We start from the raw sequence: 18585 nt of genomic DNA, 5'->3' as shown, positions 1-18585 counted from the left end.
AGATGTGGGTTAGATAAAGGGCAAGAAGTCGCGGCCGCTTCCGTCGGCATCGATTAAGCCCACAGCGAAACCGGAGTGTAAGCTATCGAGGGCGATTCGAATAACCCGTTCCAGACCTTCCACCAGGGAATAGTGCTTCAAATCGGCGACTGTCACCCAGCGGGCGTCGGAAACATCGGTGGCGGGCTTTGGTGTGAAGCTCTCCGGATTTTTCAACGTTGCGACAAAATCGACGATGACATAATGAAACTCGCCGATCATCCGCTCGACCAGAGCAATTACGGGGCCCAGCTCTGCCTCGATCCCGGTTTCTTCCAGTATCTCGCGCCGGCAGCATTGGACGAGCGTCTCGCCGGGTTCCTGTTTACCGCCCGGAATCGACCACAGTCCCAAGGCGGGTTGTTTTCCTCTGCGGATCAGAAGAACTCGCTCGGATGCATCAAAAACGACAGCACCAACGCCGACGGCCGATTGAGGTGGTCCGCACCTTGTAGAGGTGATGTCCGGCTCCGGGGGCGTCATTCTAGCGGTAATGCGCTAAAGTCCGCGTCCGAGGCGTTGGCGAACCGGCGAGTAGAGCCGGTGCGTATCGATTAGGCGGATTCATTGTGCGATACGGGATCATTCGGTAGAGGAGAAGTTTATGCGGGCTCCCGCCATCGAGGTTCGTGGTCTTAACAAGCGCTTTGGCTCGGTAATGGCTGTGGACGGAATTTCTTTCGCGGTACCGGAAGCAAGCACTTGTGCCTTACTCGGCGGCAATGGAGCAGGAAAGACGACCACTCTGGCGATGTTGTTGGGACTCTTGTTGCCATCTTCTGGGAGTATTCGGATCATGGGCGTGGATATGATCAAGAATCGGTATCCCGCGCTGTCCCGCATGAATTTTACCTCTCCCTACGTCGATTTGCCGCATCGGCTTACGGTGAAACAGAATCTCGACGTTTATGCCCGTCTCTACGGCGTTCGGCATCGAGCCGCGTGCTTGCGGTCTCTTGCGGAGCGTTTCGATCTAGAAGCATTGATGAACCGCGCCTACGGTTCCCTTTCGGCCGGGCAGCGTACCCGCGTCGCCTTAGCCAAAGCGCTCTTGAACGAGCCCGAAGTGTTGCTGATGGACGAGCCGACTGCTTCCCTGGACCCGGCTTCGGCGGACACGGTCCGAACCTTGCTGAAAGCCTATCAGGAAAAATCCGGGGCCACAGTCCTGCTCGCTTCCCATAATATGCAGGAGGTGGAGCGGCTATGCGATAACGTCTTGATTCTCAAACAAGGGCGTATCGTGGATCGGGATACGCCCGCGATGCTGGTGCAGAAATACGGACGAGACAGTTTGGAGCAGGTTTTCATCGACATCGCGCGCGACCAAGATCGCCAGTCAGCTTAGTGTAGCGTGTATACATGTATATGAGCTTGCAACGTGTTTTCGCCTTGGTCATGCGCTATCTGTATTTGATGCGCAGTTCCTGGCCTCGGTTGATCGAGCTCATTTATTGGCCGACCATGCAGATGATTTTGTGGGGGTTTATCAACCAATTCTTCGTCGGCCACAGTGAATGGGTGGCCCAGGCTGCGGGATTGTTGATAGGCGCCGTTCTACTCTGGGATGTGTTGTTTCGTGCCCAATTAGGTGTTTCCGTAGTCTTTTTCGAAGAGATGTATTCCCGAAACCTCGGGCATTTGTTCGTCAGTCCATTGCGTCCTTACGAATTGGTCATGGCCTTGTTGACGGTCAGTTTTTTAAGAACCTCGATTGGCGTCGGGGCGGCAGCGGGTCTGGCGGTCGTTCTGTATCGGTACTCGATTTTCGATATGGGGCTTCCGCTCGTGGCGTTTTTTGCAAACCTGCTCGTCATGGGATGGGCTATCGGGTTGATGGTGGTCGCACTAGTATTGCGTTACGGACTAGGAGCGGAAAGTTTGGCTTGGGCCGTGATTTTTGCAGTTGCGCCGCTCAGCGGGATTTATTATCCAATTTCCGTGCTTCCCGATTGGCTGCAAAAAATTGCTTTGCTGTTACCCTCCAGCCATGTCTTCGAAGGTATGCGTGCCGTTGTGCGAGATCATGTTTTTTCTCTCGATTCGTTTTGGATGGCCGTTCTGTTGAACCTGATTTACCTCTTGATCGGTTTCGCTCTTTATCTTTTCGCCTTTCATGTCGCCCGTAAACGCGGCCTATTGTTGCAAATGGGGGAATGAGTGGGCTGTCGCGATAGCCTGGAACCGTCCTAAGTACCTGAAGCTCCATTTTTCCGGAGCGACCGCAAACAATGAACAAAGTCAACGTCCTGTTTTGTTGTATGGCTAATATATGCCGGTCTCCGATGGCCGAGGGAGCCCTAAGAGAACTGGTGAAGAATGCCGGTTACACGGACAAGATATTCATAGACTCGGCCGGAACCCATGCTCACTATTTGGGGCGCCCACCCGATCCGCGAGCTCAGCGGGCCATGTTGGAGCGGAGGATCGATATCAGCGGTTTACGCTCAAGGAGGATTTTGCTCGCGGATTTTCAGAGGTTCCACCACATTTTGGTGATGGATGCAGAAAATTACGACGCGCTGCGGTTTATTTGTCCGAGAGCCCACATCCACAAGATTCGGTATCTTCTAGACTTTGCGCCTCAGTTCAAGACACGTGATGTTCCCGACCCATATCATGGGGAAGAAATCGTTTTTTACCGGGTGCGAGAGATGATAGAACAGGCAGCGGAGGGAGTATTCGCGTACTTACACGGGGCTTTGAACGACAACAAAGTTACGTAAAACGAGAGGGTTGAAAGCCTAATTCGTTTTACGCCCCTAAAAAGTCAAGGCTACAATCTTGAACATCATTATTAACGCTCATAGAATAGTGTCCCGTTGCGTGGGAATCGGCTCTAGGGAGGGTTTCCACCAGCGGGCGTAACCGAGTTACGTCCTCATGGACGCTCTTGATGTCAGGGAGCGTTGTGTCACAAACCAAAGAGTTTTGTTGAGGTAAGAAAGATGGAACAAGAAAAAGACAATTTCTGGCTCTACATCGGCGGTATCATCATAGCGACTGTTGTCGGCGTTTTCCTGTTGAAGAGCAGGGAAATGGAAAGCGTGCCCGCCAAGGCCTATGAGGAAACAAAGGCACAAATCGAGAAACAGATCCAGAACGCAAAACCCTAGGAAATTTTGCCGTTGAAGCAGGAGCCAATACCTGCAAGGCAAGCGCTAAAACCGGAGGAAAAAATAACGGCTCGGAGGAGCATCTGATCGCTAAGCTTTGTTGCGTAAGGAGGTTGAGAAAATCAGCCGTAGTTGCGGCCTAGCCCTCACCGGACTTATGCAACAAAGCTTCTTTTGGCCATTTTCAAACCCGTCTACTTAATCTCTCGTCGCGTACAATACGTTGCGCGCGGGGCGTTGTCGGTCAACTCCAAATCAGCTTTGTGTCGGACGGCTAGCAGCAGCGCCCGTGATCGCGGACCCACTCAGCCAGTTTTTCTGCCTTACGCTCTGTAAGCTGCTCCCAAGAAAAACGCCATTGCCAATTGTCGGCGATCGTTCCGGGCGTATTCATGCGATGTCCATGACCCAATTCCAGGACATCCTGCATCGGTATTACCGCTAATCTCGCCACAGACGCGAGCGCGCATCGAACAAGGCTTTGCGGCATTCCCACTTTGTTATCCCCGCAATGATCAAGTAGGTATTCGCAAACACGATGACGCTGTTCCTCCGACAAGTTTTCGTACCAGGATAACGTCGTGTCGTTATCGTGAGTCCCCGTGTAGACCACGTTGTTCTCGGTGTGGTTATGGGGCAGATAAGGATTATCGTCGCCCCCGTCAAAGGCGAATTGCAGTATCAGCATGCCCGGAATATCAAACCGGTTGCGAAGCGCTTCCACCTCGGGTGTGATAATGCCCAGGTTCTCTGCAACCAAGGGTAAGCCCGAGCCGTTGAGCGTGGCGAATACCGTTTTCAGCAGGGCGTCGCCCGGAGCCTTCACCCAGCGGCCGTGAATCGCCGTTTCGGATTCGGCCGGTATCTCCCAGTATGCTTCGAAACCTCGGAAGTGGTCGATGCGTACCCAGTCGTAAAGCGCCAACTGACTCCGGAATCGATCCAGCCACCAGCGGAAGCCGGTCGCTTTCATGTGCTCCCAGTTATAGTGAGGATTTCCCCAGCGTTGGCCGGTAGCCGAAAAATAGTCGGGCGGCACTCCGGCCACGACGCGGGCATAACCGGTCTCGGTCAAATCGAAACATTCTCGACAGGCCCACACCTCGGCGCTGTCGCCGGCGACGAATATCGGCATGTCGCCGAACAACATGACTCCTCTCCGCTTGGCATAGCGTCTTAACTCCGTCCATTGCTCGAAAAAAACGAATTGCTCGAATTCAACCTGAGCGATGCGATCCGCCAGACGTAATCGGGCAGCTTCCAGCGCGGCTGGCTCTCGGTCCCGAATGGCGTTGGGCCATTCCTGCCATGCCTTGCAGCCGAGTTCCTCGCGTAGAGCAATGAACAGCGCATAATCCGATAGCCACCAGTTCTGCTTTTTAACGAATTCGTCATAAGCAGTGCGGTATTCGCTTTGCAAGCATGCTTGGAAGGAGTCGCAGGCCTGTTTTAGGCAACGAAATCGATAATCGGCGACCGAGATTTCGCCGATAGAATCCGGCGGCGCCGGTAGCCAGCCGCGATCAGACAGCCATTTAAGATCTATCATCAGCGGATTGCCGGCATGGGCCGACAAGCACTGGTAGGGTGAGCCATCGGCATGGGTCGGATTAATCGGAAGCGTTTGCCAGACGCTTATGCCGCAGTCAGCCAGAAAATCGACGAATCGATAAGCGTTTTGACCCAAGTCCCCGTTCCCGAGACTGCCGGGCAGGGACGTGATATGCAGAAGAATGCCGGCCCGACGCCGGTCCAATATGCTGTGTGCGTGCGTCAATTCCCCACCTTAACGACTATGAGTTGGGACTTTCCCAGATATGCTTTCGCTAGCGCTTAACGGGATGTTTGGAGATTTGGAGCGTCTTTTTCGCGGATATTGCTGGACGACAGTGGTTTGATGTCAAGAGACAAGTGCAAGTTAAAAGGCGTATCAAGCTGATTTGTTCCTTGCCGGGATTCCGGCAAATACGTTTTCGAGGACGGCTGTGCAATCCACCCGACGGGCGCCCGGGATTCGCCGCGGGTGTTTTGAGGGCATTGCGCGCGCAATTTTTCGATCACACTAGCTGGCTAAGGGGGATCTCGGAGAGATCGAGCGAAATAGCGATGTGGGCGCCATTCAAAACGCAAGAGCTTTTTTTATCAAATAATTTTCGATGGCGCTTTAAGCGCCAATGCAGAAAGCCGGAAGATTAACCGAGCCTCAACGGGCGAAATGCAGCCGCTGTCCGAGAGCGTCCGGAGTCACCAGAACCACGCCACCCGGACTGACATAGAACCGTTTTCGATCTTCTTCCGGATTCTCCCCGATCACGGTATTCGGTGGAATATGGCAGCCCTTGTCGATGATCGCTTTGGTAATGCGGCAGTGCCTGCCGACGTTAACATCCGGCAATATCACTGAATCCTTTACCTTGGAGTACGAGTTCACGCGGACATTGCTGAACAGCAGCGAGTGCCTGACTTCGGCGCCGGAGATAACACAGCCGCCGGATACCATGGAATCTACCGCCATTCCACGGCGATCGTCGTCGTCGAACACGAATTTGGCGGGCGGGGTTTGTGCCTGATAAGTCCAAATCGGCCAATCCTTATCGTACAAGTTAAGCTCGGGATCGATGCCGATCAGCTCCATGTTGGAGGCCCAATAAGAGTCCACAGTACCGACGTCTCGCCAGTACGCTTGTACGCCACTTTGTACATCGCGGAATGGATAGACAAATACTCGATATTTTTTAATTACCGCGGGGATGATGTCCTTGCCGAAGTCGTGACTCGAACCCGGTGTGTCCGCATCTTTGATGAGCTGTTCGAACAAGAAGCCGGTGTTGAAGACATAAATGCCCATGGACACCAATGCATGATCGGGCCGATTCGGCATGGGCGGTGGATTTTCCGGCTTTTCGACAAAGTTGGAGACGCGTTTGTCTTCACTGACATGCATGACTCCGAACGCTTTCGCCTCGGCTAGCGGCACCTCCATGCAACCGATGGTCAAGTCGGCCTGCATTTCCACGTGGTAGGCCATCATCAAGCCGTAATCCATTTTGTAGACATGGTCGCCGGCGAGAATCAGGATATATTCAGGGTCCCTTTGGCGGAAGATATCCAAATTCTGGTATACCGCGTCGGCGGTCCCGGCATACCAAGCTTCCTGAAGGCGCTGCTGGGCAGGCAGGATATCGACAAACTCGCCCAGTTCGGCTCGTAAGAACCCCCAACCCTGCTGAATATGCCGAATTAACGAGTCCGCTTTATATTGCGTTAATACGCCAACTTGTCTGATGCCCGAGTTTATGCAATTTGAAAGTGGGAAATCGATAATTCGAAATTTGCCTCCGAAAGGCACGGCCGGTTTGGCTCGCCACTCGGTCAGCTTATGTAATCGTGTTCCGCGGCCTCCAGCCAGAATAAGAGCCAAAGTATGCCTAGTAAGGCGGCTGACGAAACGGGACGCATGCATCGACTCTGGCATGAAAGGCTCCTTTAGACTGTGCCATCCACTGGGGGCGCAAATTTGATACCATAACGCCCAGGTGTTTCGGGCATTTGCCAACGGCTATATTTTACTATCAGAGGCCAAATAAAGTGAACTCGACCGACACACAATCCGCGAACGAAGCCGGCGGCGTTTTGCCTCAGATGGATTCTGAATTGCAGCGGATCGTTCTGGCGCGCCACCACGATCCGTTTGCGGTTTTGGGTCGGCATCGGACCGAGGGTGGCGATGTCATCCGGGCGATTGTTCCGCAAGCCGAGACGGTGCGGATCGGGGAGCGAGGCCCGGACATGCAACGCATTCCCGGCACCGATGTGTTCGAATGTCATCTGGATCATGATTCCGTTCCCGAGCATTACCGCCTGTTATGGACGGACAAGTCGGGGCAGCCGCAAAGCCATATCGACCCGTATACGTTTCCGCCGCAGCTTTCCGACTTCGACCTTTACCTTTTCGGCGAAGGCAAACATTGGCATATCTATCGTATCCTCGGTGCCCATCCGCACACCGTGGACGGGATCGACGGCATCCTGTTCGCAACATGGGCGCCGAACGCGGAGAGAATCAGCGTGGTGGGCGATTTCAATGCCTGGGACGGGCGGCGGCATCCGATGCGGGTCCGGGGCAACAGCGGAGTGTGGGAACTATTCATTCCCGAGCTCGAACCCGGAACGCTGTACAAATTCGAAATTCGCAACCGCCAGCAGGGTACCGTTCTTTTAAAAACCGATCCTTACGGCCGGCAGTTCGAGCTACGCCCGAATACCGCTTCCTTGGTCGTGCCCGACCGGGCTTACGATTGGAATGACGACGATTGGATGGAACACCGCGCGAACCGCGATTGGCTCCACGAGCCCATGTCCGTTTATGAGGTCCACTTAGGGTCTTGGCGGCATGATGCCGAAGGCGAATTTCTAAACTACCGGGAGCTGGCCAGGCAACTCGTGGCCTATGTCAAGGAGCAGGGCTTCAGCCATATCGAATTACTGCCGATCACCGAGCATCCTTTCGATGGATCGTGGGGTTATCAAACCACCGGCTATTTTGCGCCCACCAGCCGTTTCGGTACTCCGGAGGATTTCCGCTACTTCGTAGATTACTGCCATCAAAACGGAATCGGTGTCTTTCTGGACTGGGTGCCCGCTCATTTTCCGAAGGACGCGCACGGGTTGGCCTGGTTCGACGGTACGCCGCTATACGAACACGAGGACCCGCGGCTCGGCGAACATCGCGACTGGGGTACGCTGATCTACAACTACGGCCGAAACGAAGTCCGCAATTTTCTGATCGGCAGTGCGTTATTCTGGCTGGAAGAATTTCACCTCGACGGACTTCGCGTCGATGCGGTCGCCTCGATGCTTTACCTGGATTATTCCCGTGAACCCGGCGACTGGATCCCCAACAAGTACGGCGGCAACGAGAATCTGGAAGCGATCGCCTTTCTGCGCGAGCTCAATACCGTGACGCACCAGCAATTTCCAGGCACGCTTATCATGGCCGAAGAATCCACCGCCTGGCCGCAGGTGACCCGTCCCACCTGGACCGGGGGGTTGGGCTTTTCGATGAAATGGAACATGGGCTGGATGCACGACACCTTGCTCTACATGAGCAAGGACCCCATCCATCGCCATTATCATCACGATCAGCTGACCTTCGGCTTGCTGTACGCGTTCACGGAGAATTTCATACTGCCGTTCTCCCATGACGAAGTCGTCCACGGCAAGGGTTCGATGCTGCAAAAAATGCCGGGAGACGATTGGCAGCGTTTCGCCAATCTGCGTTTGCTGTACACCTTCATGTTCACTTATCCGGGCAAGAAGCTGCTGTTCATGGGCTGCGAGTTCGGTCAAGGCGGTGAATGGAATTTCAGCAAGGCTTTGGACTGGTATGTACTCGCGTACCCCAATCACAGCGGACTCAAGCAACTGGTGAGCGATCTCAACCGCCTTTATCGGGAAAACCCGGCGTTACATAGGTTCGATTTCGAACAAAAAGGCTTCGAATGGATCGATTGCCACGATGCGCCTCAGTCGACTCTGAGCTATCTGCGACGGTCCTCCGACGAGTTCGCGGTCATGGTGTTCAATTTTACCCCGGTGCCGAGGCAGAACTATCGCATCGGCGTGCCGGAGCCCGGCGTCTACCGAGAGATCTTCAATTCCGACTCGCGTCATTACGGCGGGAGTAATATCGGCAATAGCGCCGTGACCACGGAAGCAAAGGAATGGATGGGAAGGCCGTATTCCATCAGTCTTACACTGCCCCCTTTGGCCGGAATCGTTTTGACTTGCGAGGTTCTTAAGGAGGATGAACCGGAACCTCCCGAATGAAGAAAATACTCTTCGTCACCAGCGAGGCGTATCCGCTCATCAAGACCGGGGGGCTCGCCGACGTCTCGGGAAGCCTGCCGATAGCCTTAAAGGGCCTAGGCCACGATGTCCGCATACTGCTTCCGGGATATGCTTCGGCCATGGCGGCAGGTCATTTCGAACAGGTCCGACTGCTGCACGGCGATGGCGAAATTGCCATTCTGGAAGGCGTTCTGCCCGGTTCGACGGTACCGGTTTGGCTGCTCGCCCATCCCCAGTACTTCGGGCGGTCCGGCAATCCATATTTGGGGCCGGATGGAAAACCCTGGCCCGACAATCCCGAGCGGTTCTCGTTGTTGTGCCATGTTGCCGTGGAGATGGCCATGAATCGGCTGGGACTCCGATGGAAGCCCGACATCGTGCACTGCAACGATTGGCAAACCGGTTTGGCACCCGCGTTGCTCAGCGACGAGCCGGGACGGCCAGCCACCGTTTTCACGATCCACAATCTCGCCTATCAGGGAGTCTTTCCTCACGAAACCTTCGTCAAGCTGCGCTTGCCGAATCGATTTTGGTCCAGTCAGGCGCTGGAGTTTTACAACCAGTTGTCCTTCATCAAAGGAGGATTGGTTTTCGCCGACCGGATCACTACCGTGAGCCCTCACTATGCCGAGGAGATTCAGGGAGAGGAGTTCGGTGCCGGACTCGAAGGCTTGCTCAAGCATCGCCGGGAGCGGCTCAGCGGCATACTCAACGGTATCGATGCCGACGCTTGGAATCCGGCCACCGATCCCTTCATTGGGACGAATTTCGACATCGATTCGCTGGAAAAAAGGCCGGCCAACAAAGCGGCGTTGCAGCGGGCGTTCAAGCTGGCGGAGGATGACGGGATCGTTTTGATGGCTTGGGTCGGGCGCTTGGTTCAGCAAAAAGGCATCGATCTCGTGATCGAGCTTCTGCCCAAGCTGATTCGGATGCCCATTCAGCTGGTCATCGTGGGCAGCGGCGAAGCCCGATACGAGCAGATTCTATTGCACTGGGCACGTCTGTATCCCGATCGTATCGCGGTCAAGCTGGGTTACGACGAGCCGAGCGCGCACCTAATCGAAGCCGGTACCGACCTATTCCTGATGCCTTCCCGGTTCGAGCCCTGCGGTCTCAATCAGATGTACAGCCAACGCTACGGGGCCGTGCCGGTCGTACGTCATGTGGGCGGTTTGGCGGATACCGTGGACGATGCCAACGCCACGAATCTGACGATGGGCCGGGCTACCGGGGTGGTTTTCCGCGATGCTGCCGCCGATGATTTGTTCCACGCCTTGAATCGAGGTTTCGTGCTTTGTCAGAATAAGGTGCTTCGGGAGAAGGTCCAAAAAGCCGGTATGAGCAAGGATTTTTCTTGGCGGCAAAGCGCTCAGCGTTATCTCGATTTGTACGATCGGGCCATGGCCGATCGCCTGACTGCCGACAGCTTGCTGCGTCTCGACGTGGAAACCTAAGCTTTTCGTGCCGATATGTGGCTACGTCTCGCCTTCATCGCAATCGCCATCGCGGCCTGGAATGCCCCGGCCGCCGCTCAGGATTTGTCGACCATCGAGCTGTTCCACCGTCCGTCGGATGAGATGGTGCCGTTGATCCAGCCCTTGCTGGGGCCGGGCGATGTCGTGATCCCCGCCCGCGATCGGCTTATTCTGAAGGCCGACCCCGGAAAGGTCGAAGAAATCCGCGACTTGGTTCGGCAGCTCGATAAAAGTTCGCACAGACTTCTGATCACGGTCACTCAAGGCCGTGATCTGTCCACGGAAACCTTGAATGCGCAGGGGCGTTTGCGCGGACGGATCGATCTGAACCGTCCGGCCGATTCGGATATTCGTATCCGCGGGCATCTTTATCAGTCGGAAGGCCGCGATTCAGCCGGCCACACGCAACAGTTGCAGACTCTGGAGGGGCGATCCGCCTATATCGAAGTCGGAGAACAGATCCCTGTTCCGACTCAATCCTATTACGGCTATGGGTACGGCTACAGCGAAAACATCGAATACCGGCCGGCAACCACCGGATTTGCGGTAACGCCCAGATTGTCCGGCAGCGAGGTGATCATAGAGCTGTCGCCTTGGTCCGACCGGCTCAGCCGGGACCGGTTCGGCGTCATCGACACGCAAAGCGCACACACGGTAATACGGGCCGCGCTCGGCGAATGGGTCGAGATCGGCGGACAAGTGGAAACGTCCGTCCGCGAAGAAAGCGGGCTCGCCAGCCGAAGCTATTCCACCCGCAGCCAGCAAAACAGGATTTTTCTCAAGGTCGAGGATTTGGACGCGGGTAAGCCTTGACGACCATTATTCCTCCCTCAACGCCAAGGCCGGAGTTAGTCTGCTTGCCCTCCATGCCGGATAGAGTCCGGCGATCAATGCCGCGGTAATCGAAAGAAGCGGCGCTTGCCACAGCTCCACGCCGGAAACCGCCAAATCCATGCTCCAGCCGAAAGACCGAAGGTTGATGACCTTGACCAGTGCCATGGCCAGGGCGAACCCCAGGGGCAGTGCAAGAACCCCGGCGCAAAGGCCCAGAAAACTGGTTTGCGTGAGCACGAGGCCGATCAGTTGCCGCGGCGTCATTCCCAGCGATCGCAGCACGGCGAATTCCCGCGTCCGTTCGAGCTGTATCGCCAGCAGCGCGCTCAGGATCCCGATCAGCGCGACCCCGACGGCGAGGAGGCGCAGCACATGGGTGACGGCGAAGGTGCGTTCGAAAAACTCCATCGAGGCTTGCCGGATTTCGATATTCGAACGGATCAGCACGGTGCCGGGTTGCCGAGTCAGGTCCTGTATTTTCGCTTTTACCGCTTCTGCCGTAATCCCGCTTGCGAGATAAAGGCCGAGCGAGGTTACGCCGGTATCGTTCCAAAGGTTCGCATACAAGTCCCGTCGCAGGACTGCGAGTCCCTGATCCGAGCGGTAATCGAAAAAGACTCCGGCGATGACAAACGGCTTCGGACCTCGTGACGTGCTCAACATTAAGGAATCGCCGGCTCCCAGCCCGTGCCGCGTGGCAAAAGGTTCGGAAACGATGACGACCGGCTCGGCCATAAACCGCTTCCAAACCGTCCGATCGTCGGCCGATTTGAAACGGAACGCCGGCCGCTCCGGGTAAGCCGGCTGAAACGCCAGGAGCTCGATGCGGCCGACTGAGGATTCGGCGAAGGTCCGGCGTCCGAGGCTGAAGCCCGCGATGCCGGGCAAGCGAACGGCGTCCTCCAGCAGGGATGAGGGCAAGGGTTCGCTCGCGATGCCGGTTTCCGTGGGACGGGCCACGTAAAGATCGGCCTGAAGCAGTTGTTGCAGCCAATCGGCAATGGTGAAGCGAAAGCTCTCCACCATCATGCCGACGCCGATGGCGACGGCTACCGAAATGCTCAATGCCGCCGTCGCCAAACCGGTTCGGCTCAAAGCGGCGGACGTACCTCGGATGGCCAGGCGGACGATTGGCCTGGCGGTGCGCGGACACAGTCTGGTGAGGCCCAGCATCGCTGCGGGGATAAAGAGCGCATAAGCCCCCGCCAGCAGGAAGATCCCGACTATCGCCGTAATCAGACCGGCCGCCGGCCAGTTCAGGAGGAAGACTCCGAGGATTCCGCTTGCTATCCCCAATAAAGTCAATTTCGGCAGCCACCGGCGCACGCTCTGTTCCAGGCCGGAGCGGCGCTGGGCGCGGACCGGCCGGGTCGAAGCCGCATCCAGGGCGGCGGGCAATGCCGCCAATACCGAGGCCGAGATTCCGATCGACAGGCTGCGCAGTAAAGCCGCAGGAGAGACCGAAAACTCCGTCACCGTGACGACGAAATACATATCGCTGATGGTGCGGGTGATTTGATCCAGAAGACCGCGAGCCGCGACCAATCCCAGCATCAATCCCAGCAAGCTGCCGAAGAGACCGAGCAGTCCGGATTCCAACAGGATTTCGCTCATGACCTGTCTGCGAGTGACTCCGACGATGCGGAGATTGGCGAGCAGCGGGCGGCGTTGCAGCACCGTGAAGGTCATCGTGTTGTAGATCAGGAAAAGGCCGACCAGCAGCGCCATCAGACTCATGGCTTTCAGGTTGATTTCGAAGGCATGGGCCATGCGCGCGGTTGCGGTGTTTCGTCCCGCGGCATCGATCAGCGCGGTGTTTTCGGGCAGCATGCCGCGTAGCTTCTCCAGTTCGCGGGATTCGTCGGGCAAGACGAGGTCGATGCGGTCGAGCCCGCCGATCTTGCCCAGTATCTCCTGGGCCGTGGCGATGTCGGCGAGCAGCAGGCCTTCCAAAGCGGGATCGGGCTTTTCCTCGGGATCGACATAGCCGACCACGCGTACCGTCCGCGGCGTGCCCGCGATCTCCACGGTCAGGTTGTTGCCGGGGCCGATGTTGAGCCGCTGGGCGGTGACACGGGAAATCAGCGCCGTATCGGGCTCCGTCAGAAGATCGACCAGCGCGGCGAACGATGATCGAGTGAGCCCTTGCCGTATCGGGCTTTCAGTGAAGGGGTCGAAGCCGGCGAGTCGCAGGGTCTGATCGTGCGCCGCGACATAGCCTTCGACGACGGGCGCCATGGGCACATCGCCTAAATCCCGTCTGAGCTTGGGATAAAGCGTCTCATCGAGGAGTCCGATCCCGGCGACGATGTGATGGGTAGTCTTGCCGGTCAGCGCGCTCATCGACAGCTGAAAGGCGCGGCGCGAACTCTCTACGGCCAAATCCACCGAAACCAGCATCGCTACCCCGAGGGCGATCCCCAGAATCGCCAGCACGAGCTGTAGCGGATGCCGGTAAAAGTGCCGGCGATTGGCTTTGTTCAGCAGCGTCATCGTGACATGAGCCTGCCGTCCCGCAGCTCCCACACCGCATCGGCGCGCTCGGCCACTTCCCGGCTGTGGGTGGCGACCAGCAAGGTTTTGCCGCGCCTTCTGACGGCGTGATCGAGGAGATCCAGAATGTGCCGCCCCGTCGCGCTGTCCAGATTGCCGGTCGGCTCGTCGGCGAGAATCAACGAGGGATCGTGCACCAGCGCCCTAGCCAGGGCGACCCTTTGTTGTTCGCCCCCGGAAAGCGAATCCGGATAGCTGTCCTGCCGGTCGGCCAAACCGACTTCTTCGAGCAGCGTAACAGCCCGGCGCCGGGATTCGTCGGCGGAAAAGCCGTTCAGTTCGGCGGGCAGGGCGACGTTTTCCAGCACCGTCAAGGTCGGCAGCAGATTGAAGAACTGATAGACGAAGCCGATATGGCTGCGCCGGAACAGGGTTCGCGCCGGTTCGCGTAGCCGGTTCAGATCGAGATCTCGAACAATGATCGATCCGGAGTCTGCCACGTCCAGACCTGCGATCAGATTCAGGAGAGTCGATTTCCCCGATCCGCTCTGTCCCAGCAAGGCCACGAAGCGCCCTTCGCCGATGTCGCCGTCGATACTCTGGAGCACCGGACGCAGTCGGTCGCCTTCCCGATAACCATGAGTCACGCCGCGCAGCATCAGCAGCGGTCGCTCGGAATGGATGGCGGCGGGGGCTTCGGTATGCAAGTTGCCTTTGGTACTGTTCGTGACGAAACTCAAATCACATCGTCACCCCGGCATGGAAGGGGCCGACTAAAGGCCCGTTTGCGATTGGGACTGCCGGGGTCCAGGTTACAAGGACGTAGACGCCCCGCCATCCTCGGCCTCTGGATTCATGTCCCACAGTCCCTGTGCGGCACCCTGCGGGCGCTTCGCGTGCAAATCGGCCTCGCCACGCTACGCCGTCCCGCTTCGCTCGCGAGTCCTGGGCAGTCCTTCCCTGGCCTGCCCGCTCGCCGCATTGCGCCTCGCCCTGCCGATTTGTCCGGCACAAATTTGCCAGGAGCAAATTTGGACGTGCGCAGCACGGTCCGAAGGACGAACCCCGGGGACGGGGTGAGCAATCCATGCCGGAATGACGAGCAATACTGACATTTCTTTCTTTGCGTGCGGTAAACGGCCGACACCGCCCTAAGACGGTAAGTCGAAGTAATGGATGCTGAACAGATTGCAGTCGTCCAGCCAACATCCTCGGACCCCGAATCCCGCCGTCCGGGCCAGCCTTTGAAATTCTTCGACCGTGTACTTGTAGGAATTTTCCGTGTGCACCGATTCGCCGTCGGCAAATGTGAGGACTTCTCCGGCCAGGTGAATTTCCTGCGCGCCGCGGCTGATCAGGTGCATCTCGATGCGGCTTTCTCGGGCATTGTAGAAGGCGTAATGATAGAACCGGCCAGGATCGAAATCGGCGTCCAACTCGGTGTTGAGGCGGTGCAACACGTTCAGGTTGAACTCACGGGTCAGTCCTTGCGCGTCGTTGTAGGCCCGGTGCAGCACCGCCGGATCCTTCTTGAGATCGACGCCGATCAGCAAACCGCCGTCCGGTTCCACTAGTCGAGCGACCCGTCGAAGAAAAGCCAGAGCCTCTCCGGGCTCGAAATTACCGATGGTCGATCCGGGGAAAAACACGACTTTTTTCGATTCGGCTGATGCCGGAGGCGGCTCGAACGGTTCCAAGCCGGCGGTATAGTCCATGCACATCGCGTGCACCCGCAACCATGGGTATGCGGCTCCCAGCGCCTGCACCGAAAGTTTCAGATGATCCTTGGAAATATCCATCGGCATGTAGGCGGCGGGGTGCAGGGTTTCCAGCAGGAGCTGCACTTTTTGGCTGTTGCCGCTGCCCGGCTCGATGAGGATGCAGTCCTTGCCGATGGTTTCCGCGATCTCTTGAGCGGAGTCGCGGAGAATGCCGATTTCAGTGCGGGTCGGGTAATACTCGGGCGTCTCGCAAATGGCCTCGAACAATTCGCTGCCCCGCTTATCGTAGAACAGTTTCGGGGGCAGCCGTTTTTTCGGGCTGAAGAGGCCGCTCAATACCTCGTCGAGGATATCCGCCTGCGCCGGCTCCCGGTCCGTGAATCGGATGCGCCGAGCGGTCATGAGCCATCCTCCGCCAAGCGGATGCCGGTAAACTGCCAGCGGTCCGGCGGATAAAAAAAGTTTCGATAAGTGGCGCGGATGTGCGACTCCGGCGTCGCGCACGAACCGCCTCGGAGCACCATCTGATTGCACATGAACTTGCCGTTGTATTCGCCGATCGAGCCGGCCAGCGGCTTGAATCCGGGGTAGGGCGCATAAGGGCTCCGGGTCCATTCCCAGACGTCTCCGAAAATCTGCGCGATATCGCCTCCTTCCGTTTCCGAAGTCGCAGCGGGATGATAGCGGCCCGATTCGCGGAAATGACCCCGAATCGTGCAACGGGACGCGGCGCATTCCCATTCCGCTTCGGTCGGCAGGCGTTTGCCCCGGAAACGGGCGTAGGCGTCCGCTTCGTAAAAGCTGACGTGGCAAACGGGCTCGTTCTCGTCGAGAGGGCGCATTCCCGACAAAGTCATCAGCCACCATTCGCCCTCGATGTTCTCCCAGTACAGCGGCGCCTGCCAGCCACGCTGCCTGATCGCCGCCCAACCGTCGGAAAGCCACAATTCCGCCCGCCGATAGCCGCCGGCCTCGACGAACTCCAGGTATTCGCCGTTGGTGACGAGGCGCGAGGCGAGGCGGTAGTCCCGGAGGTAAACCTTGTGGCGGGGTGTTTCGTTGTCGTAGGCGAAGCCCGAGCCGGCATGGCCGATCTCCCTGAGACCGCCGCCGTAGTCCAGCCATCCCAATGCCGACGCGGCCGGAGCTTTCGGATGGTTCGCGTGGCGATAGACCGGCCTCAGGGGATTGACGGCAAAGTTGTATTTGATGTCGGTGAGGAGAAGTTCCTGATGCTGCTGCTCGTGATTCAAGCCGAGCAGGAGGCGCGAAGCGATTTCATCCTTGTCCGACGGCGGCGGGGCAGTCAGCAATTCAGCCATGGCTTCGTCCACGTAAGCGCGATACCGGTAGATCTCCTCTACGGTGGGCCGCGCCAACAGGCCCCTCTGAGGCCGTGGAAAGAAGCTTCCGACGGTTTCGTAATAAGAGTTGAACAAATAACCGTATCGTTCGTGAAAGAGCCGGTAAGGTTTCAGGTAAGGGATCAGCAGGAAGGTTTCGAAGAACCAGGTGGTGTGGGCAAGATGCCATTTCGGCGGACTGACGTCGGGCATCGCCTGGATGACGTAATCCTCGACGGCCAGCGGCGCGCACAAGGTTTCGCTGTCCCTGCGAATGGCCTGGTAGTCCTCGAGCAAGGCATCGGTCGGATTCTCTTTGCGCGCGAAGCGAGCGGAACGATCGGCTTGTATCATGTGTTACCTCCCTGGATCGCAGGGGGCATTCTAAAACGCCGAGCCTTTCAAGGCTAACCGTAGTGTTACTACAAGGAGTAATCCCATTCGGGATTCGAGTGAACATTACGTAGATGGTGGATTCGCCCCTAAGTACATCCCATAAAGTTCTGCGGAAAGGGCGTACACTGGTGGCATGAAAGCCATCCTGATCCCCCCGTTGGGCAAAGCGCAACAGAGTGAGTTAGACACCCTGTATCGAAAGACCAAGGACCCACGACTCCGAACTCGTGCCCAGATGGTCTTGCTCTCGGCCGAGCGGGGTCTCAAAGCGCTGGAGATCGCGGGGATCGTGCGGGAGAGCGAGGACACCGTGGTGCGGTGGCTGAAACGGTATCAGAGCGAAGGCGTGGACGGGCTGAAAGATGCGCCGCGAGCGGGACGGCAAGCCAAAGTGACGGCGGCGTATCGGGCCGCCCTGGTGGCGGCGGTACGGCGCCGTCCGCGCAGTTTGGACCTGCCGTTTTCCATATGGACCCTGCAACGGCTGGTGGATTACCTGGCCGAGCAAACCGGGATTCGCATCGCTCTGGAAACCCTGCGCCAAACCTTGAAGCGCGAAGGGATTGTGCTCAGTCGTCCGCAGCATAAGATCAGCAGCCCTGATCCAGACTATGCGGTGAAAAAAAAGCGGTCGAAGACACCCGCGATCACTTGAAACCGGGCGATGTGTTTTACTACGCCGACGAGTTTAACCTCAGTTGGCTGCCTACCTTGACGGCGTTGTGGAGCCCGGTAGGCCAGCAAATTATGATTCCGACCCCAGGTCAGCCTAAGAAGCGCTATGGGTTGGGAGCGGTGAATTACCATACCGGTGAAACCGTGGTCTTATTCAAACGACACAAGCGCCGTCGGGAGGTGGCCGAACTGCTGCAAGCCATAGTGGACCAGCATCCCACGGGGACGATTTACGTCGCGTGGGACAATGCCGACACGCATCAAGACGACGAGATCGAAGCGGTCGTGCGCGGAGCCGCCGGGCGACTGGTCCTGCTGTACTTGCCGACCTATAGCCCTTGGCTCAACCCGATCGAGATGCTGTGGCGCCATTTCCGCCGCGAAGTGACCCATTGCGAACTCTTCGAGACGGTGGCCGCCTTGCTCCAAGCCGCCCGCGAGTTCTTCGACCGTCACAACCGCTCTCCACAGCTGGTGCTCTCGATTATCGGTTCCTATGCCGCAAAAGTTTCATGAATGTACTTAGTCTCCGCTCGGGACAGGCTCCGCGTAACCCACCGACCCTTCGACTTGGCTCAGGACGGGTCCGAGGTCGCTCGGTGGGTTACGGCGCACGCGAAGCACAGTGATCGGCGATCGG

At 57.5% G+C, this 18585-nt stretch carries 16 protein-coding genes; 9 read left to right on the top strand and 7 right to left on the bottom strand.

Features of this window, described 5'->3' with window-relative positions; all coding sequences use genetic code 11:
- Positions 1 to 9 precede the first annotated feature (9 nt).
- Positions 10 to 522 (bottom strand): NUDIX hydrolase, encoded by a 513-nt coding sequence (locus tag ACR2R1_RS08280; RefSeq protein ID WP_347258381.1) that lies wholly within the window; start codon positions 520 to 522, stop codon positions 10 to 12.
- A gap of 121 nt (positions 523 to 643) precedes the next feature.
- On the opposite strand from ACR2R1_RS08280, the gene ACR2R1_RS08275 reads away from it, so the two are divergent.
- The 4 genes from ACR2R1_RS08275 (at position 644) to ACR2R1_RS08260 (ending at position 3155) form a co-directional block, all read left to right on the top strand.
- Positions 644 to 1387, top strand: coding sequence for an ABC transporter ATP-binding protein (locus tag ACR2R1_RS08275; protein ID WP_434113530.1), 744 nt, complete (start codon positions 644 to 646; stop codon positions 1385 to 1387).
- Positions 1388 to 1407: 20 nt separating this feature from the next.
- Entirely contained in the window at positions 1408 to 2199 is a 792-nt protein-coding gene (locus tag ACR2R1_RS08270; protein WP_205780779.1) for an ABC transporter permease, read from the top strand.
- A 71-nt stretch (positions 2200 to 2270) separates the two neighbouring features.
- Entirely contained in the window at positions 2271 to 2765 is a 495-nt protein-coding gene (locus tag ACR2R1_RS08265) for a low molecular weight protein-tyrosine-phosphatase (RefSeq protein WP_156879767.1), read from the top strand.
- Positions 2766 to 2987: 222 nt separating this feature from the next.
- The gene (locus ACR2R1_RS08260) at positions 2988 to 3155 is read left to right on the top strand and encodes a hypothetical protein (protein ID WP_166642625.1); all 168 of its coding nucleotides are present in this window, start codon (positions 2988 to 2990) and stop codon (positions 3153 to 3155) included.
- 274 nt (positions 3156 to 3429) lie between these two features.
- Here the strand turns inward: ACR2R1_RS08260 and malQ are convergent, their stop codons facing one another.
- Together malQ and glgC are read right to left on the bottom strand one after the other, a co-directional pair.
- Positions 3430 to 4932 carry a 4-alpha-glucanotransferase gene (gene malQ / locus ACR2R1_RS08255; protein WP_434113526.1) on the bottom strand — a complete coding sequence of 501 codons (1503 nt, stop codon included), beginning with the start codon at positions 4930 to 4932 and terminating at the stop codon, positions 3430 to 3432.
- Positions 4933 to 5358: 426 nt separating this feature from the next.
- Positions 5359 to 6630 carry a glucose-1-phosphate adenylyltransferase gene (gene glgC / locus ACR2R1_RS08250; protein ID WP_077730559.1) on the bottom strand — a complete coding sequence of 424 codons (1272 nt, stop codon included), beginning with the start codon at positions 6628 to 6630 and terminating at the stop codon, positions 5359 to 5361.
- Positions 6631 to 6797: 167 nt separating this feature from the next.
- Here glgC and glgB point away from each other — a divergent pair, with 167 nt between their 5' ends.
- From glgB to ACR2R1_RS08235, 3 genes are read left to right on the top strand one after another with little or no spacing between them, the layout of a single operon-like run.
- Positions 6798 to 8984 carry a 1,4-alpha-glucan branching protein GlgB gene (gene glgB / locus ACR2R1_RS08245; RefSeq protein ID WP_077730612.1) on the top strand — a complete coding sequence of 729 codons (2187 nt, stop codon included), beginning with the start codon at positions 6798 to 6800 and terminating at the stop codon, positions 8982 to 8984.
- Positions 8981 to 10462, top strand: coding sequence for a glycogen synthase GlgA (glgA, locus tag ACR2R1_RS08240; protein WP_434113522.1), 1482 nt, complete (start codon positions 8981 to 8983; stop codon positions 10460 to 10462). The genes glgB and glgA overlap by 4 nt, the downstream gene beginning before the upstream one ends.
- Before the next feature lie 15 nt (positions 10463 to 10477).
- A complete protein-coding gene (locus ACR2R1_RS08235; RefSeq protein ID WP_133718142.1) occupies positions 10478 to 11296 on the top strand; it encodes a hypothetical protein in 819 nt (272 codons plus the stop codon).
- Between the two features lie 6 nt (positions 11297 to 11302).
- Here the strand turns inward: ACR2R1_RS08235 and ACR2R1_RS08230 are convergent, their stop codons facing one another.
- The 4 genes from ACR2R1_RS08230 to egtB form a co-directional block, all read right to left on the bottom strand.
- Positions 11303 to 13810 carry an FtsX-like permease family protein gene (locus ACR2R1_RS08230; protein ID WP_434113519.1) on the bottom strand — a complete coding sequence of 836 codons (2508 nt, stop codon included), beginning with the start codon at positions 13808 to 13810 and terminating at the stop codon, positions 11303 to 11305.
- On the bottom strand, positions 13807 to 14550 hold the full coding sequence (locus tag ACR2R1_RS08225) for an ABC transporter ATP-binding protein (RefSeq protein ID WP_434113516.1): 744 nt from the start codon (positions 14548 to 14550) through the stop codon (positions 13807 to 13809). The genes ACR2R1_RS08230 and ACR2R1_RS08225 overlap by 4 nt, the downstream gene beginning before the upstream one ends.
- A 411-nt stretch (positions 14551 to 14961) precedes the next feature.
- On the bottom strand, positions 14962 to 15933 hold the full coding sequence (gene egtD, locus ACR2R1_RS08220; RefSeq protein ID WP_434113514.1) for an L-histidine N(alpha)-methyltransferase: 972 nt from the start codon (positions 15931 to 15933) through the stop codon (positions 14962 to 14964).
- Positions 15930 to 17228 (bottom strand): ergothioneine biosynthesis protein EgtB, encoded by a 1299-nt coding sequence (egtB, locus tag ACR2R1_RS08215; RefSeq protein WP_434113511.1) that lies wholly within the window; start codon positions 17226 to 17228, stop codon positions 15930 to 15932. Before egtB ends, egtD begins: the two co-directional genes overlap by 4 nt.
- A gap of 175 nt (positions 17229 to 17403) precedes the next feature.
- Here egtB and ACR2R1_RS08210 point away from each other — a divergent pair, with 175 nt between their 5' ends.
- Positions 17404 to 17925: a helix-turn-helix domain-containing protein gene (locus tag ACR2R1_RS08210; protein WP_434111134.1), complete on the top strand. Its 522-nt coding sequence runs from the start codon at positions 17404 to 17406 to the stop codon at positions 17923 to 17925.
- The gene (locus tag ACR2R1_RS08205) at positions 17922 to 18461 is read left to right on the top strand and encodes an IS630 family transposase (RefSeq protein WP_434111136.1); all 540 of its coding nucleotides are present in this window, start codon (positions 17922 to 17924) and stop codon (positions 18459 to 18461) included. The genes ACR2R1_RS08210 and ACR2R1_RS08205 overlap by 4 nt, the downstream gene beginning before the upstream one ends.
- Positions 18462 to 18585: the final 124 nt, after the last annotated feature.

This window comes from Methylocaldum sp. GT1TLB, assembly GCF_051027445.1.
GTDB lineage: Bacteria > Pseudomonadota > Gammaproteobacteria > Methylococcales > Methylococcaceae > Methylocaldum.
Note: the sequence above shows the minus strand (reverse complement) of the source record. Positions and strands in the feature narration are given on the sequence as shown.

Coding starts and splice junctions, on each gene's coding strand:
- ACR2R1_RS08280 (WP_347258381.1), bottom strand. CDS start 522: ATGACGCCCCCGGAGCCGGACATCACCTCTACAAGGTGCGGACCACCT.
- ACR2R1_RS08260 (WP_166642625.1), top strand. CDS start 2,988: ATGGAACAAGAAAAAGACAATTTCTGGCTCTACATCGGCGGTATCATC.
- glgC (WP_077730559.1), bottom strand. CDS start 6,630: ATGCCAGAGTCGATGCATGCGTCCCGTTTCGTCAGCCGCCTTACTAGG.
- ACR2R1_RS08265 (WP_156879767.1), top strand. CDS start 2,271: ATGAACAAAGTCAACGTCCTGTTTTGTTGTATGGCTAATATATGCCGG.
- ACR2R1_RS08235 (WP_133718142.1), top strand. CDS start 10,478: ATGTGGCTACGTCTCGCCTTCATCGCAATCGCCATCGCGGCCTGGAAT.
- ACR2R1_RS08230 (WP_434113519.1), bottom strand. CDS start 13,810: ATGACGCTGCTGAACAAAGCCAATCGCCGGCACTTTTACCGGCATCCG.
- ACR2R1_RS08210 (WP_434111134.1), top strand. CDS start 17,404: ATGAAAGCCATCCTGATCCCCCCGTTGGGCAAAGCGCAACAGAGTGAG.
- glgA (WP_434113522.1), top strand. CDS start 8,981: ATGAAGAAAATACTCTTCGTCACCAGCGAGGCGTATCCGCTCATCAAG.
- egtD (WP_434113514.1), bottom strand. CDS start 15,933: ATGACCGCTCGGCGCATCCGATTCACGGACCGGGAGCCGGCGCAGGCG.
- ACR2R1_RS08275 (WP_434113530.1), top strand. CDS start 644: ATGCGGGCTCCCGCCATCGAGGTTCGTGGTCTTAACAAGCGCTTTGGC.
- ACR2R1_RS08270 (WP_205780779.1), top strand. CDS start 1,408: ATGAGCTTGCAACGTGTTTTCGCCTTGGTCATGCGCTATCTGTATTTG.
- egtB (WP_434113511.1), bottom strand. CDS start 17,228: ATGATACAAGCCGATCGTTCCGCTCGCTTCGCGCGCAAAGAGAATCCG.
- glgB (WP_077730612.1), top strand. CDS start 6,798: ATGGATTCTGAATTGCAGCGGATCGTTCTGGCGCGCCACCACGATCCG.